General features: G+C 72.4%; 22 protein-coding genes and 1 pseudogene. 16 read left to right on the forward strand and 7 right to left on the reverse strand.

The genetic code is table 11. From position 1 onward, the window contains the following. Positions 1-28 precede the first annotated feature (28 nt). From pnuC to ACFYQ6_RS34045, 5 genes are read left to right on the forward strand one after another with little or no spacing between them, the layout of a single operon-like run. The gene (pnuC, locus tag ACFYQ6_RS34025) at positions 29-682 is read left to right on the forward strand and encodes a nicotinamide riboside transporter PnuC (protein WP_361586517.1); all 654 of its coding nucleotides are present in this window, start codon (positions 29-31) and stop codon (positions 680-682) included. Continuing rightward, positions 679-1758: an AAA family ATPase gene (locus ACFYQ6_RS34030; protein ID WP_361586520.1), complete on the forward strand. Its 1080-nt coding sequence runs from the start codon at positions 679-681 to the stop codon at positions 1756-1758. Before pnuC ends, ACFYQ6_RS34030 begins: the two co-directional genes overlap by 4 nt. Further along, positions 1755-2498, forward strand: coding sequence for an NUDIX domain-containing protein (locus tag ACFYQ6_RS34035; protein WP_361586523.1), 744 nt, complete (start codon positions 1755-1757; stop codon positions 2496-2498). Before ACFYQ6_RS34030 ends, ACFYQ6_RS34035 begins: the two co-directional genes overlap by 4 nt. After that, a complete protein-coding gene (locus ACFYQ6_RS34040) occupies positions 2495-3517 on the forward strand; it encodes an ADP-ribosylglycohydrolase family protein (RefSeq protein WP_361586525.1) in 1023 nt (340 codons plus the stop codon). Before ACFYQ6_RS34035 ends, ACFYQ6_RS34040 begins: the two co-directional genes overlap by 4 nt. Before the next feature lie 3 nt (positions 3518-3520). Then, entirely contained in the window at positions 3521-4312 is a 792-nt protein-coding gene (locus ACFYQ6_RS34045) for a DNA polymerase beta superfamily protein (RefSeq protein WP_388766705.1), read from the forward strand. An 18-nt stretch (positions 4313-4330) separates the two neighbouring features. Here ACFYQ6_RS34045 and ACFYQ6_RS34050 read toward each other — a convergent pair whose 3' ends face one another. After that, positions 4331-4897 carry an XRE family transcriptional regulator gene (locus tag ACFYQ6_RS34050; protein ID WP_361586531.1) on the reverse strand — a complete coding sequence of 189 codons (567 nt, stop codon included), beginning with the start codon at positions 4895-4897 and terminating at the stop codon, positions 4331-4333. A gap of 47 nt (positions 4898-4944) precedes the next feature. On the opposite strand from ACFYQ6_RS34050, the gene ACFYQ6_RS34055 reads away from it, so the two are divergent. After that, positions 4945-5895, forward strand: a complete 951-nt coding sequence (locus tag ACFYQ6_RS34055; protein WP_361586533.1) for a class I SAM-dependent methyltransferase — start codon at positions 4945-4947, stop codon at positions 5893-5895. A gap of 1 nt (position 5896) precedes the next feature. Here ACFYQ6_RS34055 and ACFYQ6_RS34060 read toward each other — a convergent pair. Further along, positions 5897-6586, reverse strand: a pseudogene (locus tag ACFYQ6_RS34060) (DNA polymerase beta superfamily protein). Between the two features lie 44 nt (positions 6587-6630). Then, positions 6631-7041, reverse strand: a complete 411-nt coding sequence (locus ACFYQ6_RS34065; RefSeq protein WP_361586535.1) for a Rieske (2Fe-2S) protein — start codon at positions 7039-7041, stop codon at positions 6631-6633. A 250-nt stretch (positions 7042-7291) separates the two neighbouring features. On the opposite strand from ACFYQ6_RS34065, the gene aroH reads away from it, so the two are divergent. The 5 genes from aroH (at position 7292) to der (ending at position 11755) form a co-directional block, all read left to right on the forward strand. Next, a complete protein-coding gene (gene aroH / locus ACFYQ6_RS34070; RefSeq protein ID WP_356740372.1) occupies positions 7292-7654 on the forward strand; it encodes a chorismate mutase in 363 nt (120 codons plus the stop codon). Continuing rightward, on the forward strand, positions 7651-8736 hold the full coding sequence (locus ACFYQ6_RS34075) for a prephenate dehydrogenase (protein WP_361586538.1): 1086 nt from the start codon (positions 7651-7653) through the stop codon (positions 8734-8736). The genes aroH and ACFYQ6_RS34075 overlap by 4 nt, the downstream gene beginning before the upstream one ends. Positions 8737-8847: 111 nt before the next feature. Continuing rightward, a complete protein-coding gene (gene cmk, locus ACFYQ6_RS34080) occupies positions 8848-9564 on the forward strand; it encodes a (d)CMP kinase (protein ID WP_361586541.1) in 717 nt (238 codons plus the stop codon). Further along, positions 9561-10229: a lysophospholipid acyltransferase family protein gene (locus tag ACFYQ6_RS34085; RefSeq protein ID WP_356740366.1), complete on the forward strand. Its 669-nt coding sequence runs from the start codon at positions 9561-9563 to the stop codon at positions 10227-10229. The genes cmk and ACFYQ6_RS34085 overlap by 4 nt, the downstream gene beginning before the upstream one ends. A 56-nt stretch (positions 10230-10285) precedes the next feature. Continuing rightward, positions 10286-11755 carry a ribosome biogenesis GTPase Der gene (gene der, locus ACFYQ6_RS34090; protein ID WP_388766711.1) on the forward strand — a complete coding sequence of 490 codons (1470 nt, stop codon included), beginning with the start codon at positions 10286-10288 and terminating at the stop codon, positions 11753-11755. A gap of 72 nt (positions 11756-11827) precedes the next feature. Here the strand turns inward: der and ACFYQ6_RS34095 are convergent, their stop codons facing one another. Together ACFYQ6_RS34095 and ACFYQ6_RS34100 are read right to left on the reverse strand one after the other, a co-directional pair. Next, entirely contained in the window at positions 11828-12133 is a 306-nt protein-coding gene (locus ACFYQ6_RS34095) for a hypothetical protein (RefSeq protein ID WP_361586546.1), read from the reverse strand. 137 nt (positions 12134-12270) lie between these two features. Then, positions 12271-13053, reverse strand: a complete 783-nt coding sequence (locus tag ACFYQ6_RS34100) for a hypothetical protein (protein WP_361586567.1) — start codon at positions 13051-13053, stop codon at positions 12271-12273. Positions 13054-13353: 300 nt separating this feature from the next. Between ACFYQ6_RS34100 and ACFYQ6_RS34105 the strand changes: the two genes are divergently transcribed. Then, the gene (locus ACFYQ6_RS34105) at positions 13354-14634 is read left to right on the forward strand and encodes a glycosyltransferase family 4 protein (RefSeq protein WP_361586549.1); all 1281 of its coding nucleotides are present in this window, start codon (positions 13354-13356) and stop codon (positions 14632-14634) included. A gap of 443 nt (positions 14635-15077) precedes the next feature. After that, a complete protein-coding gene (locus ACFYQ6_RS34110; protein ID WP_361586552.1) occupies positions 15078-15293 on the forward strand; it encodes an I78 family peptidase inhibitor in 216 nt (71 codons plus the stop codon). Between the two features lie 85 nt (positions 15294-15378). On the opposite strand, the gene ACFYQ6_RS34115 is transcribed toward ACFYQ6_RS34110, so the two are convergent. Continuing rightward, complete coding sequence (locus ACFYQ6_RS34115) at positions 15379-16419, reverse strand: phosphatase PAP2 family protein (protein WP_361586555.1); 1041 nt, start codon at positions 16417-16419, stop codon at positions 15379-15381. 480 nt (positions 16420-16899) lie between these two features. On the opposite strand from ACFYQ6_RS34115, the gene ACFYQ6_RS34120 reads away from it, so the two are divergent. Together ACFYQ6_RS34120 and ACFYQ6_RS34125 are read left to right on the forward strand one after the other, a co-directional pair. Continuing rightward, the gene (locus ACFYQ6_RS34120) at positions 16900-18642 is read left to right on the forward strand and encodes an MFS transporter (protein ID WP_361586558.1); all 1743 of its coding nucleotides are present in this window, start codon (positions 16900-16902) and stop codon (positions 18640-18642) included. Positions 18643-18731: 89 nt separating this feature from the next. Continuing rightward, positions 18732-19952: an acyl-CoA dehydrogenase family protein gene (locus ACFYQ6_RS34125; RefSeq protein WP_361586560.1), complete on the forward strand. Its 1221-nt coding sequence runs from the start codon at positions 18732-18734 to the stop codon at positions 19950-19952. 22 nt (positions 19953-19974) lie between these two features. Here the strand turns inward: ACFYQ6_RS34125 and ACFYQ6_RS34130 are convergent, their stop codons facing one another. Then, entirely contained in the window at positions 19975-20421 is a 447-nt protein-coding gene (locus tag ACFYQ6_RS34130) for a cell division protein SepF (protein WP_356740348.1), read from the reverse strand. Between the two features lie 309 nt (positions 20422-20730). On the opposite strand from ACFYQ6_RS34130, the gene ACFYQ6_RS34135 reads away from it, so the two are divergent. Continuing rightward, a complete protein-coding gene (locus tag ACFYQ6_RS34135; protein ID WP_361586562.1) occupies positions 20731-21936 on the forward strand; it encodes a DUF5685 family protein in 1206 nt (401 codons plus the stop codon). The last annotated feature ends 242 nt before the right edge of the window (positions 21937-22178 follow it).

The raw sequence follows: 22178 nt of genomic DNA on the forward strand, positions 1-22178 counted from the left end.
GTGACCATTAAGAAGGAGGCGAGGCGCAGTGACGCTCGCGGACATACTCGATCCCCTGCAACAGCCCCTGGTGACCGTCCTCGACACCCCGGTCAGCTGGACCGAGGTGCTCGGCTTCGGCAGCGGCGCGCTGTGCGTCTGGCTCGTGGCCCGCCAGCACCTCGCCAACTGGCCGATCGGCATCGCGAACAACCTGTTCTTCATCCTGCTGTTCGCCCAGTCCGGTCTGTACGCCGACGCCGGCCTGCAGATCGTCTTCATCGCCCTCGCCGCGTACGGCTGGTGGACCTGGACCCACGGGGGTGGACCGGGTACATCCGTCCTGCCGGTGCGGAGTACGAGCCGCACCGAATGGGCCTGGCTGCTCGCGGCGGGGGCGGCGGGGACACTCGGGCTCACGCTCCTGCTGTCCCGGGCCACGGATTCGACCGTGCCGTTCTGGGACGCCCTGACCACCTCGCTGTCGCTCATGGCGACGTACGGACAGTGCCGCAAGCGCGTCGAGTCCTGGTGGCTGTGGATCGCCGCCGACGTCGTCTACATCCCGCTCTACGCCTACAAGGAGCTCTACCTCACCTCCCTGCTGTACCTGGGCTTCCTCACGCTCTGCCTCATCGGGCTGCGCAGCTGGAGCCGGGACCTCGAGCGGGGCCGCCGGCCCGGAGCGGTGGTGCCGGCGTGAAGCGTCACGGACACGGCCTCGTCCTCGGCAAGTTCTATCCGCCGCACGCCGGCCACCACCACCTCGTACGCACCGCCCGGGACCGCTGCGAGCGGCTCACCGTCCTGGTCTGCGCCGCGTCCGTCGAATCGGTCCCGCTCGCCGACCGGGTCGCCTGGATGCGGGAAGTGCACCCGGACGTACGGGTGGTGGGCGCCGTCGACGACATACCCATGGACCTCGCCGACCCCGCCGTCTGGGACGCGCACATGGCCGTCTTCACCGGAGCCGTGCCCGAACCCGTCGACACCGTCTTCACCTCGGAGGAGTACGGCGACGAACTGGCCCGGCGCTTCGGAGCCGAGTCCGTCCTCGTCGACCCCGGCCGCACCGTCTTCCCCGTCTCCGGCACGGCGGTCCGAGCCGATCCGGCCGGCTGCTGGGACTTCCTCGAACCGCCGGTGCGGGCGGCCCTCACCCGCCGGGTCGTCGTCCTCGGTGCCGAGTCCACCGGGACCACGACCCTGGCCCGCGCGCTGACCGGGCACTACCGCGGGCGCGGCGGCGTGTGGTCCCGGACGGGGTACGTCGCCGAGTACGGCCGGGAGTTCAGCGAGGCGAAGCTCGCCTCCCTGCGCGCGCGGTGGCCCGGTGCCCAGTGGGAGGACGTCACCTTCACCACCGACGACTTCCCGCTCATCGCCGAGACCCAGAACGCGCGGGAGGACGCCGCCGCGCGGCTCGGCTCCCCGGTGCTCTTCTGCGACACCGACTCCTTCGCCACCACGGTCTGGCACGAGCGGTACATCGGCGGACGCAACCCGCTCGTCGAGAAGACCGCCGACCGCAACCGTCACCACCTGTGGCTGCTCACCAGCCACGAGGGCGTCGCCTTCGAGGACGACGGACTGCGTGACGGCGAGGAACTGCGGCCCTGGATGACCGACCGGTTCCGCGCCGAACTCACCCGCACAGGGCGCGAGTTCATCGAGATCACCGGCAGCCGGCAGGAGCGCCTGGCGACCGCGGTCGCCGCCGTGGACGCACTCCTCGCCGCCGGCCCGCACTTCACCGCACCCCTCCCGGAGCGCCGATGAGCACCGTCCCCGAGGGCTACGACCCGCACGCCTTCACCCCCTTCGCCGTCACCGTCGACCTGGCCGTGTTCACCGTCCGTGAAGGCCGGCTCCACGTCCTGCTCGTGACGCGTGGCGAGGAACCGTACAAGGGCCGCTGGGCGCTGCCCGGCGGGTTCGTCCTGCCCCGCGAGTCAGCCGAGGAGGCCGCGCGCCGCGAGCTCGCCGAGGAGACCGGCCTCACCCAGGACACCGTGTGCGGCTTCCACCTCGAACAGCTGCGCACCTACAGCGATCCGGACCGCGACCCCAGGATGCGGGTCGTCTCCGTCGCGTACGCCGCACTCGTCCCCGACCTGCCGGAACCCCGGGGCGGCGGGGACGCGGCGCACGCCCAGTGGTGGGAGACGGGCGGCACGGAGCCGCTCGCCTTCGACCACGACCGCATCCTGGCCGACGCGCACGACCGGATCGGCGCCAGGCTGGAGTACTCCTGCCTGGCCACCGCGTTCTGCCCCGCCGAGTTCACGCTCGGCGAGCTCCAGCAGGTCTACGAGACCGTCTGGGGCGTCGAGCTCGACCGGCCCAACTTCAGGCGCAAGGTCCTCACCACGCCCGGCTTCGTCCAGGCCGTGGAAGGACCGCCGCGCCGCACCGGCGGACGGGGTAAACCGGCCGCCCTCTACAAGGCGGGTGCCGCTACCGCCCTGCACCCTCCACTGCTGCGCCCGGAAGGACGCCCGAAAGGACGGACGACATGATCCCGACGAGGACCCTCACCAAACAGGCCGCCACGGGCGCGCTGACCGGGCTGGCGCTCGGCGACGCGCTGGGCTTCCCCACCGAGTTCAACAACGTTCCGGCGATCCTCGCGAAGTGCGGACCGTGGCGGCAGATGCGGCTGCCCGAGCCCGCCTTCGTCACCGACGACACCCAGATGACGCTCGCGCTGGGGCGCGGGATACGCACCGCGATGGACCGCGGGCTGCTCACCCCCCTGCGGCTGGTGCGCCCCGTACGCGAGGAGTTCGTCGACTGGTACCACTCCCCGGACAACAACCGCGCCCCCGGCCGCACCTGCATGACCGCCTGCCGGCTGCTCGACAGCGAACGCCCCTGGCAGGAGGCGAGCCAGACCGGCTCGAAGGGCTGCGGCGCCAACATGCGGGTCGCGCCGCTCGGCCTCGTACCCGGCCTCAGCGAGGAACAGCGCGCGGGGGCGGCCCAGCTCCAGGCCGCCCTCACCCATGGCCACCCCACCGCGCTCGCCGCGTCCGACCTGATGGCCCGCGCCGTCTTCCTGCTCGCACAGGGAGCCGAACCGATGGGCTTGGTGGGCCGGTTGCGCAGCTACGCGTACGAGAACGGAAGCCGATACCACGAGCGCTGGCTGGGCGACCTGTGGCGCTACGCCGGCGCGTCCTCGCCCGAGGCGTACATCCGGCACGGCTGGGACGAGTGCCTCGCCGCCCTCGCCCGGGTCCAGGACGCCCTGCGCGACCCGTCCCCGGAGACCGACCCCTGCGAGGCCACCGGCGACGGCTGGATCGCGGAGGAGGCCCTCGCCACGGCCCTGCACTGCTTCCTGCTCTTCCCGGAGGAACCCGTCACCGCGCTGCGCCGCGCCGCCTGCACCGGAGGGGACTCCGACTCGCTGGGCTGCCTGACGGGCGCGCTGGCGGGAGCCCACCTCGGTGCGGGGGCGTGGCCCAAGGAGTGGTCGGAGCGCATCGAGTACCGCAGCGACCTGCTGTCGCTGGCCGCGCTCTGGGACGCTTGACCCATGCACACCGATACGGCGCTCCTCGCGCGGGCCGGGCTGCCGGTCACCGACCTGGCCCCGGTACTCGCCGAGGAGCCCTGCCCGACCCTGTTCGCCACCGTCTCCGGCGCGCACCTGTACGGCTTCCCCTCGCGGGACTCGGACGTGGACCTGCGGGGGGTCCACGTCCTGCCCGCCGAGGATCTCGTCGGACTGCGGGAGCCGGAGGAGACGCGTTCGCGGATATGGGACCACGACGGGGTCGAGATGGACCTCGTCACCCACGACCTCCGCAAGTTCGTACGTCTCATGCTCAAGCCCAACGGCTACGTGCTGGAGCAGTTGCTGTCCCCGCTCGTCGTGCACACCACAGCCCTGCACGCGGAACTCGCGGCCCTGGCACCGGCGGTGGTGACCCGCAACCACGCCCACCACTACCGGGGGTTCGCCGGTACGCAGTGGCGGCTGTTCGAGAGGACCGGCGAGCTCAAGCCGCTCCTGTACACCTTCCGGGCACTGCTCACGGGCATCCATCTGATGCGCACCGGCACGCTGGTGGCCCACCTGCCCACCCTGCTCGGCGAAGTGACGGCCCCGGCCTGCCTGCCCGAGCTGATCGACGCGAAGACGGAGGCCGAGCACGGGGCGGCGCACATGGTCGACGGCCCGTCGGCCGCGCGTGACGTCGAATCGCTCCACGCCGTGCTCGACGAGGCACAGGCCGCCTCACGCCTCGCGGAGAGACCCTCGGGGTTCGACGCCCTGCACGACCTCGTCGTCCGGGTGCGCCTGGGGGAGCGCGTCACGTCCTGACGGTGCCGGGCCGCCCTCTCACCCGCCTTCGCGCAGATGGGAGCGGTGGCCCTCGCGGTCGAAGATGCCGAGGACCTCGGCCGGGCCGCCGACCGCGCCCAGCGCGTGCGGAAGCATCGTGGTGAACTCCGCCGCCTGGCCCTCCTCCACCCGCAGCCGCCGGTCACCCAGCAGCAGCACGACCGTGCCCGACAGCACCGTGAACCACTCCCGCCCGGGGTGCGCCTTCAGCGCCGACGGCCCCTCCGGCGGCGGGCCGGTCAGTCGCATCCGGGCCACGGTGACCCCGGGTTCGCCGCGCATCGCCCACTGGGTCAGACCGCGCGCCGGGACATGGGTGGGGTTCGTCACCACGTCGTCGGGCGCCGACTCGACGAGCTGGTCTAGCGAGGTGCCGAGGGCCCGGGCGATCGCGGTGAGCTGGTCCAGCGCGATCCTGCGGTGGCCGGTCTCGATCCGGCTCAGGGTGGAAGGGCTCAGGTGGCAACGGGCCGCGAGGTCGTCGAGCGACCAGCCGTGCGCGGCCCGCAGAGCACGGACCCGTTTGCGTACGAGGCTGTCGAGGTCACTGCCTTCTTGCGTCATGGGCAAGACAGTATGCGCTGGGAGCAACATTTCGTAGGCTCGGTCGCATGACTCCCACCCCTTCCCACCCCCACGCCCCGGGACAGCACGGCGCCGCCCCTCACGCCCGGCACGGCCACGGTGCCCAGCACCACGGCGACCACCACGATCACGGCCACGATCACGGGACCCCCGGCGCACAGGACGCCCTCGCCGCGGTGCTCGACCTCGACGCGGAGCTGTTCGCCCCGTACCTCACCTCGGTGACCGCCCGGGTCGCCGACGCCGCGGGGCCGGGGGTCGCCCACGTCGTGGACCTCGGCGCGGGCACCGGCACCGGCACGTTCGCGCTGCTGGAGCGGTTTCCGGGCGCCCGGGTGACCGCCGTCGACAACTCCCCGGAGATGCTGGCCCTGATCGAGGAGACCGCCCGTGCCAAGGGCCTGGGCGGCCGGGTGCGCACCCTGGAGACGGACGCCGGAGCCGGGCTCGCCGGCATCGAGGACGCTGACCTCGTCTGGGCCTCGGCCTCCCTGCACCACGTGGACGACCCGGCCACGGCGCTCACGGGGGTCCGCGCCGCGCTGCGCCCCGGCGGCCTGGTGGCCGTCGCCGAGATGGACGGGATGCCACGCTTCCTGCCCGAGGACGCGGCGCCCGGCCGCCCGGGACTGGAGGCGCGCTGCCGCGAGGCGCTGGACGGGCTGCACGCGCGACAGGTGCCGCACCTGGGCGCCGACTGGGGCGTCCTGCTGGCCGCAGCCGGCCTCACGGTCGAGCAGGAGCACATGGAGCCGCTGGAGGTGCGCGCCCCGCTTCCGCCCTCCGCGGGCCAGTACGCCCACGTCGTACTGGGCCGCATCCGCGGGGCCCTCGACGGCGTGGCCGAGCCCGCGGACCTCGCCGCGCTCGGCGCCCTCCTCGACGGCGGCCCGCAGGACGTGCGCCACCGCGACGACCTCGTCGTCCGCTCCACGCGCCGGCTCTGGCTGGGCCGTCGCCCGGCGGACGCGGGCTGACCTACCCCGCCGACGTCCTCCGGGTACGGACCAGGAAGGCCTCCACGCGCTCCCGGTCCCGCTCCGGGGGCAGCGGGGAGCGGGTGGCGGCCTCGTCGCTCTCCTGCGCCGGCCGCGTCATCGCGCGCTCCACCTCGTCCCACGGGACCTCGCCCCGCTTCACCGCCGGCGGAGCCTCCCGCCGGTCGCCCACGTCGATCACCAGCTCGCCCGTACGCAGCAGGTCCCGGCAGCTCTCCAGCAGCCGCAGCAGATGCATCGCGTGCTTCCAGCGCGGCTCGCCGTGGAGGCGGACATCCGCCTCCAGCTTCCGCCGCCGGCCCAGTGCATAGCGCACGAACGTGGTGTGGGCCTGGCGTGAGAGGAAGGCCTCGCGCAGACCGACGAGCTCGCGGCCCGTGGCGTCTGCGTGCTCCACCAGCGGCGAGTGCAGACACTCCAGCACATGGGGATTCGCCCGCAGCGCCAGCTCGCAGAAGCGCTCCAGCTCCTAGGAGAACTGCTCGTCCGCCGGCCCCTCGACATGGGTCGGGGGTTCGGCGAAGCCCCAGAAGAGCGGCGTGGGCGCGAGGAAGACCCTGCGCCGGTCCGTATCGCTGTCCTCGGTGGCCAGCCCGAAGGCGCGGGAGCCCATCACGCACGAGTACACGGTGTGGTCCCGCACGAGCCGTGCGCCGTCAGGGGTGATCATCCCGGTGAGCGTACGAGGGCGCGGTGGGTGCTGGGAAAGGGATTTCAGGCCTGGCGGATGACGTCCCCGTCGACCGCGATCCGTTCGGCGGGCAGCGGGCGGGTGGCCGGGCCGTGCTCCACCGCTCCGTCCCGGATGCTGAACCGGCTGCCGTGGCACGCGCAGTCGATGGTGCCGTCGCCGACGGACGCGACGATGCAGCCCGCATGGGTGCACACCGCGGAGAAGGCCCTGAACTCGCCTGCGGCAGGCTGGGTCACCACGATCTTCCGGTCCTTGAAGATCGTGCCGCCACCGGCCGGGACGTCGGAGGTCCTGGCCAGCTCCGCGCCGACGGAGGCCGAGGCGGACGCGGAGCTCTCGTCGCTCCCGTCCCCGTCGCCCTCCGACGAGCCGCAGCCGGCCGCCAGTGCCGCGGCCCCCGCTGTCAGGACCGTCCTTCGTCGTGCGTTCATGGCTCTCCTCGCGTGGTGGTCGCTCAGAGGCATCGTGACGCCGTCGGCCGCCCCGGCGAAGCAACCGCGCCCAAGGACCGGACCGGCACCCCCGGGACCACCCCGCGTGGGCGCAGGGAGGGCACCACGCCGCCGGGCGGGCGCGGCTCGCGCCGCCGAGGTGTCTCAAGGACAGAGCAGCGGTGACCACCGGCCCACGCGCCCCTCTAGGCTGAGAAGGCACGCAGCACGAGGCGACGAGAGGTACGACGTGGCGGTACGAGCGGTCCGTGGAGCCGTCCAGCTGGAGCGGGACGAGGCCGGACACATGGACGAGCGGGTGAGCGAACTCCTCACCGCGGTCCTGGAGCGCAATCAACTCGTCGCCGACGACCTGATCAGCGTCTGGTTCACCGCCACCCCCGATCTGCACAGCGACTTCCCGGCGGCCGCCGCCCGGGGCCTCGGTATCGTCGACGTACCGCTGATCTGTGCCCAGGAGCTCGACATCACCGGGGCGATGCCCCGCGTGGTCCGCGTCCTGGCCCACGTGGAGACGTATCTCTCCAAGTCCGAGATCAGTCACGTCTACCTCGGCGCCACCGGTGCCCTGCGCAAGGACATCGCCCAGTGAGAACAGCCCTCGTCATCGGAACCGGTCTGGTCGGGACCTCCGCCGCCCTCGCGCTCGCGGGGCGCGGCGTCCAGGTGCACCTCGTCGACCGCGACCCGTCGTCCGCGCACACCGCCGCCGCGCTCGGCGCCGGCACGGCCGAGGCCCCCGAAGGACCTGTGGACCTGGCGATCGTCGCCGTGCCGCCGGCCCACACCGCATCCGTGCTCGCCACGGCGATACGGGACGGGATCGCCCGCGCCTACCTCGACGTCGCCAGCGTCAAGGGCGGCCCGCGCCGCGAGCTGGAGGCGCTCGGCGTCGACCTCGCGCCGTACATCGGCACGCACCCCATGGCCGGGAAGGAACGCTCGGGACCCCTCGCCGCCACCGCCGACCTCTTCGAGGGGCGGCCCTGGGTCCTCACCCCGACCCGGGACACCGACACCGAGGTCCTCAACCTCGCCCTGGAGCTCGTCGCGCTCTGCCGCGCCGTCCCGGTGGTCATGGACGCCGACGCCCACGACCGCGCCGTCGCCCTGGTCTCCCACACCCCGCAGCTGATCTCCTCCATGGTCGCGGCCCGGCTGGAGGAGGCCGACGAGACCGCCGTGCGCCTGTGCGGGCAGGGGATCAGGGACGTCACCCGCATCGCCGCGTCGGACCCCCGGATGTGGGTGGAGATCCTCTCCGCCAACCCCGGCCCCGTCGCCGACGTGCTGGCGGGCGTCGCCGCCGACCTGGACGAGACGGTACGGGCGCTGCGCGGCCTCCAGTCGGCCGACGAGGACAAGCGCCGCACAGGCACCGAAGGCATCGAGGACGTCCTGCGCCGCGGCAACGCGGGCCGCGTGAGAGTGCCCGGCAAGCACGGGGCGGCCCCGGCGGCGTACGAGGTCGTGGCCGTGCTCATCAGCGACCGGCCGGGCGAGCTGGCGGGGATCTTCGCCGACGCCGGGCGGGCCGGGGTGAACATCGAGGACGTCCGCATCGAGCACGCCACCGGCCAGCAGGCCGGGCTCGTGCAGCTGATGGTCGAGCCGAGCGCCGCACCCGGGCTGAGCGCGTCCCTCAAGGAGCGGGGCTGGTCGATCCGCCCGTAGCGGTGGCCGGGGGCGGCCCGGGACAGGGGTACAAAGGCGCTTCGCGCAATCGGTAACCTTGGGGGAGGCCGTTCCGTGGCCCCGCTCCGCCCGCCCCCGTGTACCAGGAAGGTGTCCACCACCGTGGAAACCGTAAGCGCCGCCGCCCGGACCGCTCCGGCCGCAGTGATCGTCGCCATCGACGGCCCCTCCGGCACAGGCAAGTCGAGCACCTCCAAGGCCGTCGCCGCCCAGCTCGGCCTGAGCTACCTGGACACCGGCGCCCAGTACCGCGCGATCACCTGGTGGATGCTGAACAACGGCATCGACGTGCAGAACCCGGCGGAGATCGCCACGGCCGCCGCCAAGCCGGTCATCGTCTCCGGGACGGACCCCTCGGCCCCGACGATCACGGTCGACGGCGAGGACGCCTCCGGCCCGATCCGCACCCAGGAGGTCACCTCCAAGGTCAGCGCCGTCAGCGCCGTCCCCGAGGTGCGCACCCGGATCACCGAGCTGCAGCGCTCCATCGCCGCCGAGGCCGAGCGGGGCATCGTCGTCGAGGGCCGGGACATCGGCACCACCGTGCTGCCGGACGCCGACATCAAGATCTTCCTGACCGCGTCCCCCGAGGCACGCGCCGCGCGCCGCAGCGGTGAGGTCAAGGGCTCCGATCTCGCCGCCACCAAGGAGGCGCTGATCAAGCGCGACGCAGCCGACTCCGGACGCAAGACCTCGCCGCTGGCCAAGGCCGCTGACGCCGTCGAGGTGGACACCACCGAGCTGACCCTCACGCAGGTCATCGAGTGCGTCGTCACCCTCGTCGGGGAGAAGCAGGCCGCGAAGTGACCGAAGCCACCGCCGCGCCCACGCTGCGCGGAGCGGCCGTCGGGCGCGGAATCGGCATCGGGCTCATGTACGGGCTGTTCAGGCCCCGTGTGCTCGGCGCGTGGCGGGTCCCGGCGTCGGGACCCGTCATACTCGCCGTGAACCACGCGCACAACATCGACGGGCCGATGCTGATGGGCACCGCGCCCCGGCCCGTCCACTTCCTGATCAAGAAGGAGGCGTTCGTCGGCCCCCTCGACCCGTTCCTGCGCGGAATCGGGCAGCTGAAGGTGGACCGTACGACCGTCGACCGCACCGCCATCACGCAGGCACTCGGCGTGCTGGGCAACGGCGGGGCCCTCGGGATCTTCCCCGAGGGAACGAGGGGCGAGGGAGACTTCGCCTCGCTGCGTGCGGGGCTCGCGTACTTCGCCGTACGCGGCGGGGCGCCGATCGTCCCCGTCGCGGTCCTGGGAAGCACCGAGCGGCGCGGACGGTTGATATCAGCACTGCCTCCGCTGCGCAGCCGGGTGGACGTCGTCTTCGGTGACGCCTTCCAGGCCGGTGACGGCAGTGGGCGGCGGACCAGGAAGGCGCTGGACGAGGCGACACTGCTGATCCAGGGCAGGCTGACCGCGCACCTGGAAGACGCCAGGCGCCTCACCGGGCGCCCGGTCAAGACCTGAGTAGTGGGCCGCGCGATCGTGGCCCATCGATGATGATGCAAAGAGGAACGGACTTCATGAACGACCAGATTCACTCCGACGGCTCGGACCACGAGCACGGAGCACTTGGCGACGCCGAGTACGCGGAGTTCATGGAGCTCGCCGCGCAGGAGGGGTTCGACCCCGAGGACGTCGAGGGCGCCATTGGTGAGGCCGGTCACGGACCGCTCCCCGTGCTCGCCGTCGTCGGCCGCCCGAATGTCGGCAAGTCGACCCTGGTGAACCGGATCATCGGCCGCCGCGAGGCCGTCGTCCAGGACAAGCCGGGCGTCACCCGTGACCGCGTCAGCTACGAGGCCGAGTGGGCCGGGCGCCGCTTCAAGGTCGTCGACACCGGCGGCTGGGAGCAGGACGTACTGGGTCTCGACGCCTCCGTCGCCGCCCAGGCCGAGTACGCCATCGAGACGGCCGACGCGGTCGTCTTCGTGGTCGACGCCACCGTCGGCGCCACCGACACCGACGAGGCGGTCGTCAAGCTGCTGCGCCGGGCCGGCAAGCCCGTCGTCCTGTGCGCCAACAAGGTCGACGGGCAGAGCGGCGAGGCCGACGCCACCGCGCTCTGGTCGCTGGGCCTCGGCGAGCCGTACCCGGTCTCCTCGCTGCACGGCCGTGGCACCGGCGACATGCTGGACGCCGTGCTGGAGGCCCTGCCCGAGGCCCCCGCGCAGACGTTCGGCAACGCGCTCGGCGGTCCGCGCCGCATCGCGCTCATCGGCCGTCCCAACGTCGGCAAGTCCTCCCTGCTGAACAAGGTCGCCGGCGAGGACCGCGTCGTCGTCAACGCCCTGGCCGGCACCACCCGCGACCCGGTCGACGAACTGATCCAGCTCGGCGGGACCACCTGGAAGTTCATCGACACGGCGGGCATCCGGCGCAAGGTCCACCTCCAGGAGGGCGCGGACTACTACGCCTCACTGCGTACCGCCGCCGCCGTCGAGAAGGCGGAGGTCGCCGTCATCCTGATCGACGCGAGCGAGTCGATCAGCGTGCAGGACCAGCGCATCGTCACCATGGCGGTGGAGGCCGGCCGCGCCGTCGTCGTCGCCTTCAACAAGTGGGACACCCTCGACGAGGAGCGCCGCTACTACCTCGAGCGCGAGATCGAGACGGAGCTCGCCCAGATCGCCTGGGCCCCGCGCGTCAACGTCTCGGCAGTCACCGGCCGGCACATGGAGAAGCTCGTCCCGGCGATCGAGACCGCGATCGAGGGCTGGGAGACCCGCGTCCCCACCGGCAGGCTCAACGCCTTCCTCGGTGAGATCGTCGCCTCCCACCCGCACCCGGTGCGTGGCGGCAAGCAGCCCCGCATCCTCTTCGGCACGCAGGCGGGCACCAAGCCCCCGAGGTTCGTGCTCTTCTCTTCCGGCTTCCTGGAGCACGGCTACCGGCGCTTCGTCGAGCGCCGTCTGCGCGAGGAGTTCGGCTTCGAGGGCACGCCGCTGCACATCTCCGTGCGGGTGCGTGAGAAGCGCGGCCGCAAGAAGTGACCTGAAAGCCCCTACGGCGAAGCCCCGGACCCACCCCGCTCAGGCGGGGGTCCGGGGCTTCGCCGTAGGCCCTCAGCTGTCCGTCGGCCCGGGTGGCAACGCCGCCGGCCTGGCCCGTCCGGCATGCCGCCCGACCCGCTGCCAGGAACCGGGGTTGCCCCCCGACGCGCTGTTGCTGCCCTGGGCGTTCGCCGCCGTGCGGCCGCTCAGAGGTGCACGGCTGCCGAACATCCCGATGCCGAACGTCCTGAAGCCGAGATTCTCCTCACCGGTGCGGTCGCCCGGAAGCGCCCGGAACGATCGGCGGTACTCGGCGTACAGCGCGTCGTAGATCGGGGTGGCGGACCTGCCGCCCGACGGGTCCCGTGAGGGGCGCATGGCCGGGATCGGGGTCTGCTGCTGGCGAGAAGGGTCGTATGAGTGCACGTAGGTGCCAACGACCTCGCCGCCCGTCGGATGCGGGCCGGGCGGAGAAAACGATGTCCGGCGGGCAGGGGAGGGCGCTGCCGGCACGGTCAGGTCCCGGCCAGCGGCATCGTCGCGGCGACCAGCAGACCGTTCACCGCGGCCTTGTCCAGCGCGTCGCGGAGCAGGTCCTCACGCGGTTGCTGGCCGATGGAACCCGCGGGCGCGGCGAAGACCAGCACGCTCTGCGACTTGTTCGCCGCCGTACGCCAGCCCTCCGTGACCTGGAGCGGCTGGTGAGCCTGCCACCAGGCCACCGGGCTGCCGCCGCCGGCACCCGGCTGGAGCACCGCGTGCAGCTGGCCCATGGCCAGCAGGACGGACCAGCCGGGAAGCACACCGGGCAGCCGGTTCAGATGCGGCGTGGGCTGGAAGCCCTGCTCCAGCAGCAGCTGGAGGAACTGGTCCCCGCTGCTGCCGTCGGTCCCGGGCCGGGCGATCGGCCCGGTCGGTTCGACGACCAGCGCCGGGCGCAGATCGTCCTCGATCAGGACGAGACCGCTGGTGATGCCGAGGACAGCCTGTTCGGGCATGAGGCCCTCCGGATTCTCCGGCTCGCTGCCGGTGATGGACCGCACGGCGCCCTGGAGCTGGTCCTCCGCGACCTGGACGACCTGCGAGGGGATGCAGGTCGCGTGGGCGAAGGCGAGCACGGCTGTCTCGTCGCCCACGAACAGCACCGTGCTGGTGCGTTCCTGGTCGGAGTCGCCGGGCGTGCGGCAGGAGGTGCAGTCGTAACTGCCTGGGGCGCTGTCGCCGACGAGCAGCCGGTCGGCTTCGGCGTCGCCGATCTCGGCACGTACGTCCTCGCTGACGTCGAGCATGCGCGGCACGGGTGGCTCCTCGAACTCGGTGCGTGTGCCGGGCGGTTCCCGGCTCATGAAGAGACAACGGACGATCCGGGGCCGGGGTAACGCGCGAATCGGGAGATTGAAGCGGGGGAGTCGGTGAACCGGCGCACCGTCAGATCGTGAAATAAATACGGAGCCAGGCATTCCGCCTATAGCCGGCAGTGTGCGTGCGCCAGTTCGAAATGTCACGGCTCTGTGCGACTCCTGCGGGAAAGCCGTGACCCCTTCTGACGACACGTAAGGTCCGTTGCGGACCAGTCGAACAGGGGAAACGACCACGTAATGCACATTTCATTTCTGCTCCACAATGCGTACGGCATCGGGGGAACGATCCGTACGACCTTCACGCTCGCGAGGACCCTGGCGGAACAGCACGACGTCGAGATCGTCTCCGTCTTCCGGCACCGCGAGGACCCGGCGCTCGGCGCGCCCGCCGGTGTGCGGATGAGCCACCTCGTCGACCTGCGCAGATCGGCCCCGGGATTCGAGGGGGACGACGCGGAACACGCGCGACCGGCTTCGGTGTTCCCGCGCGGCGACACCAGGTACCGGCAGTACAGCAGGCTCACCGACAGCCGCCTCGCCGCCCATCTCGGGGCGCTGGAGGCCGATGTCGTCGTCGGTACACGGCCGGGGCTCAACGTCCACATCAGCAGGCAGGCCCGGCGCGGGCCGGTGCGTGTCGGCCAGGAGCACCTCACGCTGGAGAGCCACAGCTACCGGCTCCGCCGCGAGGTAAGGCACCGGTACGCGCTGCTCGACGCCGTCACGACCGTCACCGAGGCCGACGCCCGGGACTACCGGACCGGGCTGAGGCTGCCGGGGGTGCGTGTGGAGGCCATCCCGAACAGTGTGCCCGAGCCGAGCGGGCCGCCCGCCGACTGCGACGCCAGATGGATCGTGGCGGCCGGCCGGCTGCACCGGGTCAAGCGGTACGACGTGCTGATCCGGGCCTTCGCCGACGTCGCGGCGGCGAGGCCGGACTGGCGGCTGCGGATCTACGGCGCGGGGGACGCGTCCGGCAACGAGCAGCGGCCCCTGCGTGCCCTCGTCGAGGAGCTCGGGCTCAGGGAACGGGTACTGCTCATGGGATCCGCCGATCCCATGGAGGAGGAGTGGCCCAAGGCCTCCATCGCCGCCGTGACCTCGGAGCGTGAGTCGTTCGGCATGACCATCGTGGAGGCGATGCGCTGCGGGGTGCCGGTGGTGGCCACCGACTGCCCGCACGGGCCCGCCGAGATCATCCAGGACGGGGCGGACGGCAGGCTCGTGCCGCTCGGGGACACCGGAGCGTTCGCGAAGGCGTTGCTCGGCCTGATCGACGACGACGGGTTACGGCACAGGATGGGCCGCGCCGCGCGGGTCTCCGCGGCCCGGTTCGATCCGGCGCCGATCGCGGAACGGCACGAGAAGCTCTTCCGCGAGCTGGCCGCACGGGGATCGAGGGGCCGGTCGCAGAGCACGCTGCGCAACGCCGTGCACCGGTCCCGTGGCGGAGTGCTGGACGGAGCGTACGCGCTCCGTGACCTGGCGTCGTCGGCGGTCCGCCGGGGACGGGGCTGAGAGGAGGCGCCCGGACGCCTGTCCGGGCGCCTCGTCCGCCGCGTCCCGGACCGTTTCATTCCGGATGGCGTGACGGGTACGGCGGCCCCGCGGCCGGGGCCGGGCAGGGTCGGTGCGCGGGGAAAGTAAGGGTGTCATAAGGGGGAGTGAATTCCAGGTTGCGCGGTCACGTATTCCGCATTCCGCGGCCGCGGGGAAACGCGCGACGCATACGCTAGGGCGGCCCTCAATTCCCTCGTCGACGATGTCCGGGGAGCAATTCCGGGCGCCCGTGAAATGCAGGTCACGCACCGTGCGGCCGCCTCTTCCGACGGGGTGGACCCGGGTGAACGCGCGTGGGGATCCTGTGACACAAGCGTGACCGCCGAGGTACATACGGTCGCTCCTGGTGCGTCCCGGCCCACGGCTTCCGCCTCGCCGCGCGACGGCCTACGGTGAGAGGTATGGCACCTGTACCGACCCCTCCCGCCCAGCCGGACGACGCTCCCGACTCGTACGTCGGCCTCGACGCCGAGGCCGCGGAACGCCAGGCCAGAGCGCGAGGCTGGAGCACGGTCCGAGCACTCCCGCCGGGCAGCATCATCACCATGGAGTTCCGTGGCGGACGCATCAACTTCGAGGTGGACGCCGCGAAGGTGACCCGCTGCTGGGTCGGCTGAAATCCGGCCCGGCATGACGAAGGCCCCGGCGGATGCCGGGGCCTTCGTCATGCGCGGAGCCGGGGAGGTGCGTGGTCCCCGCAGGTCAGGGGGCCACCGATCCGCCCGTCACCGGACGGGCCGGAGATCCGCCGCTCCGCGGGGCGCGATCCGCGTGCGGCGGGCGGCGTGAGCCCGCCGGGGTGACGGGTGTCCGCTCCGAGCGGACCGGGTGCGCCTGGTGCGCGCGGGCGCGCGCACCCCCCGGGTGTCCGGCCGTCGCCGGGGAATCGGGCACCGCCACCATGCTCGCGGCCTCCTGGGCGCCCTCGGCGCCCTTCCCGCCGCCCAGTGCCTGCGGCAGCAGCACCGGCTCCGGAGCCGCCGGGGCGGCTGGGGCGGACGCCCGCAGCCGGCGGCGTGCCCGCCACTGCTCCCGCACCGAGAGGATGAGGACCTCGGCGCGGGTGACGAGCGGCTCGAACCACGGCAGGGCCAGCAGGATCAGCAGGCCGGCCGCCCAGCCCAGCAGGACGTCGCTGAGCCAGTGGGTGCCGATGTAGACGGTGGTGAGCCCCACGCCGAGCGAGACGAACGCCGACAGGGCCGACAGGTAGCGCCGCGCACGCGGGGTGGTGGCCAGATAGGCGAGGATTCCCCAGGTCACCACGGCGTTGGCGGTGTGCCCGGAAGGAAATATATCGCCGCCGGCGAAGAGCTCGGCCGAGCCGATCTGGGTGGCGTAGTGCGGGCCCAGCCGCCCCAGCCCGAGCTTGACGGCGCCCACCGACACGTTGAGCAGCAGCAGCGAGGTGCCCAGCGTGAGGAGAGGCCGCAGCGTGTGCTGGCGCCAGGAGCGCCAGCCGAGCCAGGAGGCGACCATCACGGCCGTGGGGCCACGCTGGCCGAGCACGACGTAGTAGTCGAGGAAGGCGTGGAGTCCGGGCCACTGCTGATAGGGCCGGAACAGCATGACCTTCCAGTCGAGAGCCACCAGCCAGGACGAGACGAGCACAGCGACGACGATGGCGACATAGAACGCCAAAGTCCCGCCGAAGAGAGCGATGCGGTGACGACTCATCCGCGGGGTCTCTATCTTCGGCGGTTCCGGCTCCCGGTCCAGACGGGCAAAGATGTCGGTACGCACGCAATGGACGTTACAGCGAGTGAGTGTGCGATCCGGCCGATCCCGCGTCTTTGTGATGACGATGTGATGTGGACTTTGTCTCAGACAGGTATCCATTACCGGTGCGCCGATGAATGGTTTCGGGCGCCCCGCCTATTCGATCCTGGCGTTATTCGCAGAAATGTTTGATCGCCGAAAAAACTGATGCGGCGTGATCGGGACGCGTATGCGCGGGTCCATTCGGGGCAGCCGCGGGGCGCGGCCGGGCAGGGCGGTGCCGCACACCGGCGCGGCGGCGGAGCCGTCACCCCGTGTACCGGGTGAAGTGGTGTACGCCACACCCGGTGGCCGCTGAACGTATGAACTGCACCACGCGTGACCACGTGGAACTCGCGTACGCTGACGGCTCACTCGCCCGTCGATGCCGGGCCCGGGGGACGCCGAAGCCGGATCCCCAGCAGGTCTGCCGAGCGCGAGGGACTCATTGTGGGAGGTACGTACATGACTGGGACGTCCACGGCCGTGAGCAGGCTGCGCGCAGCGGCCGACGGTGCCAACCGCTGGGTCGTCCTGGTCGTCCTCTGCCTCAGTCTTCTTCTGGTCGCGCTGGACGCGACCGTGCTGCACGTCGCCGTTCCCGCCGTGACCGAGGATCTGCGGCCCAGCGCCGTCGGCCTGTTGTGGATCGTGGACGCCTACCCGCTGGTCTGTGCCTCCCTGCTGATCCTCTTCGGCACGCTCGGTGACCGGATCGGCAGACGGCGGGTCCTCCTCCTCGGTTACGCGCTCTTCGGGATCGCCTCGGCGCTCGCGGCGGCGGCCGACAGCGCGGGCATGCTGATCGCGGCGCGCGCGCTGCTCGGCGTGGGCGGCGCGATGATCATGCCGGCCACGCTGTCGATACTCCGGCAGGTCTTCCCCGACCGGCGCGAGCGGGCCCTGGCCATCGGGATCTGGACCGCGGTCGCCGCGGTGGGCGCCGCGACCGGCCCGGTCATCGGCGGGTTCCTCGTCGAGCACTACTGGTGGGGCTCGGTCTTCCTGATCAACATCCCGCTCATGGCCGTGATCCTCCCCGTGGGGCGCTGGCTGCTGCCCGAGTCGCGTGGCGGGAGCGACGGCCCCTGGGACGTGCTCGGCGCTCTGACGGCCGCGGCCGGTGTGCTCGGCGTCGTCCTCGGCATCAAGCGGATCGGCGGCGACGGAGGACTCCTGACCGTCGCCACCCTGGGCCCGCTGCTCGCCGGGATCCTCCTGCTCGTCCTCTTCGTCCGCAGGCAGCGGCGGCGCACACACCCGCTGATCGACATCGCCATGTTCTCCCGGCCCGCCTTCACCACGGCCGTCGGCTGCATCGTGCTCGCCATGCTCGCCCTGGTCGGCCTGGAGCTGATCGCCGTCCAGTACCTCCAGCTGGTCCTGGACCTGAGCCCGCTGGAGACCGGTCTGCGGCTGCTGCCGCTGACCTTCGCGGCGATGGCGGCCGGCGCCACCGGTTCGTACACCCTCAGCCGGATGGGGCCGCGCCGGATGGTCGGATGGGGCTTCGTGCTGACGGCCGCCTCCGTGCTCCTGCTGACCCTGATGGGACAGCACGACCGACCCGTCCTGCTCACCGCGGGCTTCGTGCTGCTGGGCTTCGGGCTCCAGTCCACGCTGTTCGGGGCCTACGAGTCGATGCTGAGCGAGGTGCCCGCCGAACGCGCCGGCGGAGCCGCCGCGATCGGTGAGACCTCCTACCAGCTGGGCGCGGGCCTGGGGATCGCGCTGCTGGGCAGTGTCATGAACGCGGCCTACGCCCCCGGACTCTCCCGGCTGCACGAGGAGGGAGTCCCCGCGGCCGCCGGATCGGCGGCCTCGCACTCGCTGGGTGAGGCCTACCAGGTGGCGGGCAGGCTGGGCGGCCCCATGGGGGAACTGCTGCGCGACACGGCGCGGCACGCCTTCGTCGACGGTCTCCACATCACGCTGCTGGTCAGTGCGGGGCTCCTGCTGCTCGGCGCGCTGGCGGCACTGCGTCTGCCGCGGGTCATGGACTGCCCGCCGGTGGCGAAGGGCTGCCGGGAGCGGCCCGTCGAGCTGCCGGAGCTGCCGGAGCAGGCGAGCGGGCGGGATTCCGTCGCGTCGGCGGCCCGCGGCGGGGCGCGTGCGCCGGCCGTACCGGAGGCCCGGGGGAAGCGGCTGCCGGGTCCGGCCCGGCGCGAACCCGCCGAGGCCACCGGCTCTGGACGGGCCGCACTCTGAGCCGTAACGTCGCCGGGGCGCCATAACTATCACTGCTAGTTTCAGTACGGTGGCGCGTTTCCGAACCGTGCGAGCCGCCGGAGGCACCCATGTCCACCACCGAGTCCGCGAAGCCGTCGAAGCTCCCGCCCTTCGATCCGCGCGACCCCATCGGCATCGACGACGTCCTCGGGCCGGAGGACCTCGCGATCCGCGACACCGTGCGCGCCTGGGCCACCGACCGGGTCCTCCCGCACATCGCCGGGTGGTACGAGAAGGGCGAGCTCCCCGGCATCCGCGAGCTGGCCCGCGAACTGGGATCGCTCGGGGCGCTGGGCATGTCCCTGAAGGGCTACGGCTGTGCGGGAGCGAGCGCCGTCCAGTACGGCCTGGCCTGCCTGGAGCTGGAGGCCGCCGACTCCGGGATCCGCTCCCTGGTCTCCGTCCAGGGTTCCCTCGCCATGTACGCCATCCACCGCTTCGGCTCGGAGGAGCAGAAGCAGCGGTGGCTGCCCGGCATGGCGGCGGGCGAGATCATCGGCTGCTTCGGCCTGACCGAGCCCGACCACGGCTCGGACCCCGCGGGGATGCGGACGTACGCCGAGCGGGACGGTGACGACTGGGTCCTCACCGGCCGCAAGATGTGGATCACCAACGGATCGGTCGCCGGGGTCGCCGTCGTGTGGGCGCAGACCGACGAGGCGGGCGGCGGAACCGGAATCCGCGGATTCGTCGTGCCGACGGACAGCCCCGGCTTCTCCGCGCCGGAGATCAGGCACAAGTGGTCGCTGCGCGCCTCGGTCACCAGCGAACTGGTCATGGACGGTGTACGGCTGCCCGCCGACGCCGTCCTGCCCGGCGCCACCGGTCTGCGCGGCCCGCTCAGCTGCCTGAGTCACGCCCGCTACGGCATCGTCTGGGGAGCCATGGGCGCGGCGCGCGCGAGCTTCGAGGCGGCGCTGGACTACGCGAAGTCCCGTGAGCAGTTCGGCAGGCCGATCGGCGGGTTCCAGCTCACCCAGGCCAAGCTCGCCGACATGGCCCTGGAACTCCACAAGGGCGTCCTGCTCGCCCATCACCTGGGCCGCAGGCTGGACGGGGGCAGGCTCCGTCCGGAGCAGGTCAGCTTCGGCAAACTCAACAACGTGCGTGAGGCGATCGAGATCTGCCGCACATCGAGGACGATTCTCGGTGCCAACGGGATCTCGCTGGAGTACCCGGTGATGCGGCACGCGACGAATCTGGAGTCGGTGCTCACCTACGAGGGAACCGTGGAGATGCACCAGCTGGTACTGGGCAAGGCGCTCACCGGCCTGGACGCTTTCCGGTAGGGCTCTCCGGCGAGCGCCCTGCTCAGCTCTGGTTGAAGAAGCCGTCGGCGGGCCGGCCGGCGGCTTCGCCGTTCACCACCTGGGTGTGGGCGGGGGTCAGAAGGAAGACTCTGGTCGCCACTCGCTCGATGGAGCCGCGCAGGCCGAAGGTCAGTCCCGCGGCGAAGTCCACGACTCGCTTCGCGTCCGAGGGATCCATGGCCGTGAGGTTGACGATCACCGGGACGCCGTCCCGGAAGAGCTCACCGATCCCACGCGCGTCCCGGAAGCTGTCCGGGGTGACCGTGGCGATCCTGCGCCCCGTGTCCTCGGCCTTCTCGGAGGCCACCTGCACGCGGGGGTCGGTCACCCATGGCTGGCCGGTGCCGGTCTCCGCATCCTCGGAGTACTCGTCGTCGTAGTACCGCTCGTCGTTGTCGTTGTCCTCCACGAGGCCCAGCCAGGCGCTCGCCTTGCGCACCGATCCCATGGACGCCTCCTCTCACCGCGGTTCGTTGGTGTTCCGCATCTCTTTCCTATCCCTATGGTCGTCCATGATGCGGATACAGCGCCAAGGGGATAGTCGGCGCGCAGGCGATTCGTGACGCTACTGGTGCAGAGCATGTGGCGATTCGTCAGGGTTCCTCCCGTATAAGGGGGGTTGCAAAAGGAAAATATGATGCTCCGGGCCGTCCGGGTGACATGGCGTGCGTACGGGTGAACGGGACGCTCGATACGATGCACGCCGCGCGGGCGGACGAGTGCCGCGTATCAGGTGAACGGCTACCGGGGGATCGTCGTGTTCGGAATCGTCAGGCCCTGTACCCATCGGCTGTCCGAAGGGCTCAAGACCGAGTGGATGGCCCATCTCTGCGGGCTCTGTCTCGCGCTGCGCGCGGACCACGGGCAGTTCGCACGGGTGGTGACGAACTACGACGGCCTGATCGTCTCGGTCCTGACGGAGGCTCAGGCCGAGCGCACCGGCGCACAACGGCGCACCGCCGGCCCCTGCCCGCTGCGCTCGATGCGGACGGCTCCGGTCGCGCGCGGCGAGGGCGCCAGGCTGGCCGCCGCCGTGTCGCTCGTGCTGGCCTCCGCGAAGGTCCGCGACCATGTGGCCGACCGGGACGGACTGTTGAAGCGGCGCCCGGTCGCCGCGGCGGCGCGCAGGGTCGCGGCGGGCTGGGACAGGGCGGGGGCGCGCACCGGGGCCGAGCTCGGCTTCGACACGGCGGTCCTGGTCGACGCCGTCGACCGGCAGACCGGAATCGAGTCCCTCGCCGGACCCGGCACCTCCCTCCTGACGGTCACCGAGCCCACCGAGACCGCCACGGCCGCGGCCTTCGCGCACACCGCCGTACTCGCGGGCAAGCCGCAGAACGCCGAGGCGCTCGCCGAGGCGGGACGGCTCTTCGGCAGGCTCGCCCACCTCCTGGACGCCGTGGAGGACAGGGAGACCGACGCCGCGTCGGGTGCCTGGAACCCGCTCACCGCCACCGGCACGTCCCTCACCGAGGCCCGCCGGCTGTGCGACGACGCGCTGCACGGTGTGCGTCTGGCGATGCGGGACGCGGAATTCACCGACAGCACGCTGGCCCATGTGCTCCTGGTCCACGAGCTGCGGAGGTCCGTCGACCGGGCCTTCGGCTCGTCCTCCTGCTCGCACCAGCCGGACGGCGGGCCCGCGGGGTCCTTCGGCCCGCCGCCCGGCAACCCGTACGCACCCAGTGGTCCGGGAGGCCCGTTCGGGCCGCCCCTTCCGCCCGAGCCGCCCCGCAACCGGCGCGGCCTCATCGCCGGGTGCCTGGTCTGGGCGGGGCTCGCCTGCACCTGCCAGATGTGCTGCGCCAGTAACTTCAACGACCCCTGGAGCGGTCAGGAGCGGGAAGGGCTCTGCCACAAGTGCGACTGCGGTGACTGCTGCGAAGGCTGTGACTGCTGCAGCAACTGCTGCGGCGGCGAGGACGGCGGCTGCTGCGACTGCGACTGCGGGTGCGACTGCTGAGAGAGCGGTCCGCGGTGCGGCCCACCGGCGCGCAGCGGTGCCGTGGGGGGGGGCCCGGGGGGGGGGGGGGCCCCCCGGGGGGGCGGGGGGGGGGGGGGGGGGGGGGGGGGGGGCGCCCCGGGCGGGGGGGGGGGGGGGGGGGGGGGGCCCGGGGGGCGGGGGGGGGGGGGGGGGGGGGGGGGGGGGGGCGCGGGGGGGGGGGGGGGGGGGGGGGGGGGGGGGGGGGGGGGGGGGGGGGGGGG

Source organism: Streptomyces sp. NPDC005494 (genome assembly GCF_042872025.1).
Classification (GTDB): domain Bacteria; phylum Actinomycetota; class Actinomycetes; order Streptomycetales; family Streptomycetaceae; genus Streptomyces.